Below are 5,814 nucleotides of genomic sequence, written 5' to 3' on the forward strand. Positions count from 1 at the left end.
CTGGTCAAAATCTTCATCGAAGTAGCCCGGCGGCGGGGTGAGCAGGATATCGCCCGAGATCTTCTGTGGGCGGCGTGCTTTCTCTCGCTCCTTCTGCCGAGCCTGCTCGTCGGCGGCCGGGCCGTAATTCTCACGCAGGGCCTTGCCCCAGGTACCGGGGCTGCCGGTGTTGTCAGGCTTGATTACGCCGAAGGTGAGGTGAGCATAGCGGCCCTCCACCTCCTTGGCCAAGTGGCGCTTATGCCGCATCCGATCACCGAGCTCCTCCTTACTCATGTGCATGGATGCGTAATCGTAAGCCTGGGCGATGCAGATAAACTGCCGCTCGTTAAAAACGTAGATTTGCGAAAGGTCATCAGGGTCCCAGCGGACCTCCACCGTCTTGCCCACGTAAAAGACCAGATCATCGTGGCGGTAGCGCCGGTTCATAAACTCGAGGCCGTTGCGGGTCACCTTGCGGTCCGCTGACATCATGAACAGCAGGTGAAGTATCCGCCTGTCGCCTAGAGTGGTGGGGCCCCAGCCCTGCTGCTGGCAAATGTCCCAGACTTCGTTGGGCGAGCGCCCGCCAGTTCCCCTTCCGCTATGCTCGGCCTCGTGATAACGCTTCTCGATCCACTCCCGCAGCAGGACCTGGAACTGCTCCAGGGTGAGCAGCTGGCGGTTCTTGATCTGCTGCATGAGCTGGTGGTGTGGGCGGCTCTCATAGGTGTGGCCGCAGAAGCCGGGGAGGTGCTCGACCAGTTGGTGTTCAATGGTTTTAAACAAGCGTTCAATGGGTTTTGACTGCGGGTTAAACGGCAGTGCAAAAGTGGTGTCCACGTTGAGTTCGGCCAGGACGGCCCGGCTCATGAGATCGTAATCGGGCGCTTTGAAGCGTGTGTATTTCCAGCGCCCGCCGGAGATGTAATAGGAACGGTAATCCTTGCCATTGTCGATATAGGCGTTCTGCGGAACACCATAATGGCGCCGCTTGGGCTGGCCGTCCTGGTCCTCGTCATCAAGGGCATACTGCAGGGCCTGGGCGATGGAGCGGCTGTTGGGCTGCTGGCAGATTACCCAGCCCACGATGGCGCGGGTGCGCATGTCCTGCCAGGCGGTCAGCCAGGGCCGGTAGACCTTGCCGCGCTGCTCGTCGTGGACGAATAGATCGAACTGGTGATGGTCACCGCATAAAAATTCGTTGGGCAAAAGGTCGGAGGTGTCGCGCTCGATGGTCGGGATGGCCCTGTTCGCCAGGCCCCGGCGGCCGTCCCTGGCATAGGCCATGAGCGCCTCGTCCTGGTCCACCAGGCGGTTGAGTATCCGGCAGAATGATCGGTAGGATCCGTAATGCCAGCCGTGGATCAGGGCCTCGGCCTTGAGCTTTTCATAGGCGTTGAGCTTGTTGAGCGACAGGAGGTACTCGGCGATACCTATCTCCAGGGCTTCCCTGGAAAAAGTGCGGCTACCCATCAGGTCCGCACGCTGCTTGCGCAGGAGCGCCGACGGTGAGCCTTTCTCCTGGTATGCTTTGCGCAGACGATAGAGGGCGGACCGGGAGAGACCGTACTGATCACATATATCACGGGCCATTTGGTCTTTCTGGCCTCTCCCGGCCCTTTGCAGACGGAGGATCGCCTCCCGCAGGGACAGGAGGCGTTGGGCAGCCATGTCATCGAGGGCTTCAAGGGCAGCATTGTTGATTTGATCGGGACAATTCTTCTGGAGGTAACGCAGGCGACCGGGGGGAGATAGGGACTGGGGATCGATGAGGAAGCGAGTGCCGCTATTCCCGCCGGAACCCTTGATCTCCTTAACTTGATATTGATCATCTGCGACTCGCTTTTGAATAACACGCTCGGAGACCTGCTCCAGGACGGCGGCCTCCTTGACGGTTAAGTAATCTGAATATCTTGGACCGGGATCAGGCATTGGCGTACGGGACCTTGATGAATAGAATGGCGGTCGTAGCCAGGGGAGTATTGATCGTGCGGATGGTATAGACGCGCCGGAGGCCCCTGGCACTATAGCGGCTGACCAGATCCTTCTCGAAAACCGGGTCTATCGCCGGAAAAGTCGCCTCGATCAGGTAGTCCCGGATCGTCTCCCACTTGACCGGCAAGAACTTGATCCAGGCCATCAGCGCAGTCTCCTTCGTGTGAGCCAGTCGCGGTAGGTACGGTGGGCGGCCAGGACCACCACGGCCAGCATGATCAGATGAATCAGGCGGGGCAGGCCCGGCAGGTCCGGCCAGTTGAGAAAATCAATCACTGCTCTGCTCCTCCTCCTGGATGGCTTCCAGGTATTCCGGCTTGGTGGGTGCTGCCCTATATTCCGGGTGCTGCTTGGTGGGCAGATAGATAATCAGTTCGTGGTCCCGAAACAGGTGGTTGCCGTACTCCACCCGCGCTTCGCTGCACCGGTCGATAAACGCCTGTAGCGTCGCCTCGTCCTGCTCGTTCTCGGCCACCAGGTTGATGCTGGTGTGTGGTTCAAGCCGCATAGCAGTATCCGTGATTTGAGAGTTGGGCCTCGAGGTGGTGGATGGCGCGTACATCGTCAGCAGTAGGATAGGACTTGGATCTCAACGCCTTGAGATTCGCGCGGGCCTCGGTGACCCATACGGGCGTCACCGCTTCGGGTATGCGTCCTTCGCGGGCGGCCTGGGCGACTTCCTGGGCCTCCCGGCGCTTGGCCTCCTGCCACTCCTCGTCCATCATGCCGTAGAGCAGCATCTCCCAGCGCGATGAGCGCTGCTGGCCGTGCTGGTCATGAGAGCGCAGGAAATAGATCAGGGTCTTAGGCTCCAGGCGCCGCTCCCTGGCCTGGCGCATGTCGTCCACGAGAGCGCCCACCCCCAGGCGATGGATGTAATAACCGACCTCATTCTCCCACTGCATGCGCACATTTGATTGCCAGTCTTTGGGCCAGGGCTGGCGGCTGAAGGTCTGCAGGAAGACTACCTCGATGCGATTGATGGCGTTACGGTACTGATGGACGTATTTCCACTTTCCCTCCAGGCCGTCCAGCCAGCGCAGGTGGGCGATGGCTGCAACGTAGTCCTGGGCCTGCATGTGCTCGATGACAGCGGCGAACTTGGCGGGGATGGGATCGGGAAGGGTGGTCATTACAGGATCGCGCTATCCAGGTAGGCTTCGCAGATGAATAGACCATTGCGGTAAATGTCGATTTGCGGCGGGCGCGGTTCATCCAGCCAACTGATCTCCACAGCCTCGCCCGCCATCTGTAGTAATTCCTCATTGTAGTAATACCGCCCATACAGCACCACCGCCCCTCTGCGGTTGACTATCCTGACAGCGGTCTTGTTTATATGGGTGGAAGACACGATGTGGATACTGGAAGTCATTTTTCACTTCCTCAATTGCTTTACTTCTATAGCATGTGTCACGTGCCAAATTCCGTTTGCATTGGGTTCAATTTTTGGTAGCAACCAGGGAACTACCTGGGTTGACCATTCCTCATAAGAAACCCAACCACCAACACACATACAATTGATATCGAATATCCATGTTGTGTATTTGTCTTGATGAGATGCGACCCAATGGGTATGCCTATATCTTGCCCTTCTAGGTTTGCCCAGATCTGTCCAGGACCCCTCCCATTGAATTCTGGCTAGCCCGTTTTTGGGAAACCGAGTAGAACCTTTAATGAATAACCAAGTAACTTCAAGCCTGTTCAGTATCTCATACATAAGTCGGGTATTCGTATATTTCTTCTGTTCAAAATTCCCCAGATATGGTCTCAATTGATTCAATGTCATCCCCGTGATTGCCGCTATCGCTCCGGGTCCACAATTCGCACCCCAATCCTTGAAGGCTCTCTCGGCTTCCTCGTGAGAAAAGATCGCTTTGGGGATCACCGTAAACGCTCCTCCAGATCCTGGATTTCCCGGTCCAGGCGCTGGCGGGCAATCTTCGCCCTAGCCAGTTGCAGGTAGGTTATGTCCTTCCCGGTGATGGGTAGGATGCCGAGCGACTCGCAAAGGGTCTCGATCACCACCGGGTTGCCGGTGCTGGCATACAGGGCCGCGATTACGTCGGGGGGCGGCTGGTGGGAGTGCTGAGTGCTGGCATAATTATCCAGCATGTGGATCGTGATGCGCTTGTTCAGGCGGGCTGACAGTTCGTCGGCGATCTGCTGTCGGGATTTGTGGGGGTGCTTGAGCGCCAGGCTGAAGGCTTTGGCTAGTCGCTGGTCCAGCCCGACGAGGTCGGAGCCGATGGGGAGGCCGAGCTGCGACGGGTTATTTTTTCGCTTTGTCATTGCGGCTGCCTTGTAGGTTGGCTACCTTTCCGGATATAAATGGTAGCCGCCCCCGGGCTTGGACGCCTGATGGACGAGGAGTAACCCAGGGGCGGCGGGGCAAGGCGATGGAAGAGCGATCACCTTGGCCAGTTTTAATATCTTCAAGGGGAGCGTCCATCGGGCGTCCTTGATGGTTGGAATGTACGCGGTATGCCGCGTATTTGCAAGTTTATTATGCATGATACAGCGTTCAGATTAAAAGAAATTCGTAAATTGAGAGGATTATCTCAAGCTGAGTTCGCAAAAACTCTAGGTGTGCCTCTTAGATCATATCAGGCATATGAAGTGGGAGAACATCCTTTCTCGGAAGACCTTCTGAAGCGACTCGCCGGTATAGGAATAAGTGTTCAATGGCTATTAACTGGCGATGGCGATATGAATGCTCCCATCCGGGAGGAAGTGGCCCAGCTGGAGGCCCTGGTGGAGTACTGGCGGGCGAACTACAAGTTACTTGAAGCGAACATCAACCGGGTCCGAGCGCAGATAAAGGATGAGTACGGCGAGGAGCTGGCGGCGCGGCTATGCGATGAGCTGCTACCGGAATTGGACGTGCTGGTGCAGTTTCCGCATCCGACGGGGAAGGCGAAGGAGATCGTTGGACTGGCTGAGGAGAAATCGAAAAAGCGGGAAGCTTGAGAACTCTCAAGGAGTCAGCACGATGCGTTATTTAATTATCCTGTTGTTAATGACGGGTCTATATGCTCAGGATACATTAATAACGACTACAGGCATAGGGCACTTAGGTGAATATATAAAAACAACTGAAAAACACATCCTATTTAGGCCAGAGGATACATCAGATATAAAGCCGGTCCCGAAACAGGTTGTTGATAGAGTGATCTTATCGGATGGAACTATCATCTACTCGTCAGAAGGCGGAAAAGATATAATGCCAATTTTAAAAATGGAGCCTTCAACAACAGATGAGCAGGTGCCAAGCGTGGAGGAATCCCTAGCAAAAATAGCGAAGTCGAACCAGACTATCGCAACCGTCCTAACTATATTTCTGGGCATAAGTATTGCCTCAATCATATTAAGCATACTGATCGCGACCTCGTAATATAGCTGCCTGTCAATGTGTCAGTTCGTCAATTGGCGAACACAAGCTCGTCAATGCTTTTCCTAATATATACCGGTAATCCTGGCGTCGGATATCCGTAAGCTGCGCATTGAACCTGAGTTAAACAGCGTTGAACAGGGATTGTATATTAGCCTGCCCAGGTCGCTTGGTATATATTTGTCGTCGGGGAGGGGCACACCGGCGGGCTGCGTTATTATCTCCCCATCCTCCTGCGCCGCCGGCATCTATCCTTCTATCCTACTGTAATTGTTATCATTAAACATATCCACCATATACTATATATCGGCCACCAATCGCGGCCACATTATTTGAGATTTTATCCCGTCATATCCCTTTATATCCCTTATTATCCCATTTATTCTGGCCAGATCCCTGGTTTTTCGTCCCAATTATTGTGTCCCCTTACACTGGGAAAAACGAGGGGT

9 protein-coding genes are annotated in these 5,814 nt (G+C 55.2%); 2 read left to right on the forward strand and 7 right to left on the reverse strand.

What is annotated here, in order from left to right; all coding sequences use genetic code 11:
* The 7 genes from ACETWG_05670 to ACETWG_05700 all read right to left on the reverse strand — a co-directional run.
* Positions 1 to 1,914 (reverse strand): Mu transposase C-terminal domain-containing protein (locus ACETWG_05670; GenBank protein MFB0516077.1); only part of this gene is annotated, 1,914 nt, incomplete at its 3' end.
* Positions 1,907 to 2,122: a hypothetical protein gene (locus ACETWG_05675; protein ID MFB0516078.1), complete on the reverse strand. Its 216-nt coding sequence runs from the start codon at positions 2,120 to 2,122 to the stop codon at positions 1,907 to 1,909. The genes ACETWG_05675 and ACETWG_05670, both read right to left, overlap by 8 nt.
* Positions 2,122 to 2,253 carry a hypothetical protein gene (locus ACETWG_05680; protein MFB0516079.1) on the reverse strand — a complete coding sequence of 44 codons (132 nt, stop codon included), beginning with the start codon at positions 2,251 to 2,253 and terminating at the stop codon, positions 2,122 to 2,124. Before ACETWG_05680 ends, ACETWG_05675 begins: the two co-directional genes overlap by 1 nt.
* Positions 2,246 to 2,485 (reverse strand): hypothetical protein, encoded by a 240-nt coding sequence (locus ACETWG_05685; GenBank protein ID MFB0516080.1) that lies wholly within the window; start codon positions 2,483 to 2,485, stop codon positions 2,246 to 2,248. Before ACETWG_05685 ends, ACETWG_05680 begins: the two co-directional genes overlap by 8 nt.
* Entirely contained in the window at positions 2,475 to 3,110 is a 636-nt protein-coding gene (locus ACETWG_05690; GenBank protein MFB0516081.1) for a hypothetical protein, read from the reverse strand. Before ACETWG_05690 ends, ACETWG_05685 begins: the two co-directional genes overlap by 11 nt.
* Positions 3,110 to 3,349, reverse strand: a complete 240-nt coding sequence (locus ACETWG_05695; protein ID MFB0516082.1) for a Mu transposase C-terminal domain-containing protein — start codon at positions 3,347 to 3,349, stop codon at positions 3,110 to 3,112. The genes ACETWG_05690 and ACETWG_05695 overlap by 1 nt, the downstream gene beginning before the upstream one ends.
* A gap of 509 nt (positions 3,350 to 3,858) precedes the next feature.
* Complete coding sequence (locus ACETWG_05700; GenBank protein MFB0516083.1) at positions 3,859 to 4,266, reverse strand: hypothetical protein; 408 nt, start codon at positions 4,264 to 4,266, stop codon at positions 3,859 to 3,861.
* A 216-nt stretch (positions 4,267 to 4,482) separates the two neighbouring features.
* Here ACETWG_05700 and ACETWG_05705 point away from each other — a divergent pair, with 216 nt between their 5' ends.
* Entirely contained in the window at positions 4,483 to 4,944 is a 462-nt protein-coding gene (locus ACETWG_05705; protein ID MFB0516084.1) for a helix-turn-helix domain-containing protein, read from the forward strand.
* Positions 4,904 to 5,368, forward strand: coding sequence for a hypothetical protein (locus tag ACETWG_05710; protein ID MFB0516085.1), 465 nt, complete (start codon positions 4,904 to 4,906; stop codon positions 5,366 to 5,368). The genes ACETWG_05705 and ACETWG_05710 overlap by 41 nt, the downstream gene beginning before the upstream one ends.
* The last annotated feature ends 446 nt before the right edge of the window (positions 5,369 to 5,814 follow it).

It is taken from the genome of Candidatus Neomarinimicrobiota bacterium (assembly GCA_041862535.1).
In the GTDB taxonomy this organism is placed as follows: domain Bacteria; phylum Fidelibacterota; class Marinisomatia; order SCGC-AAA003-L08; family TS1B11.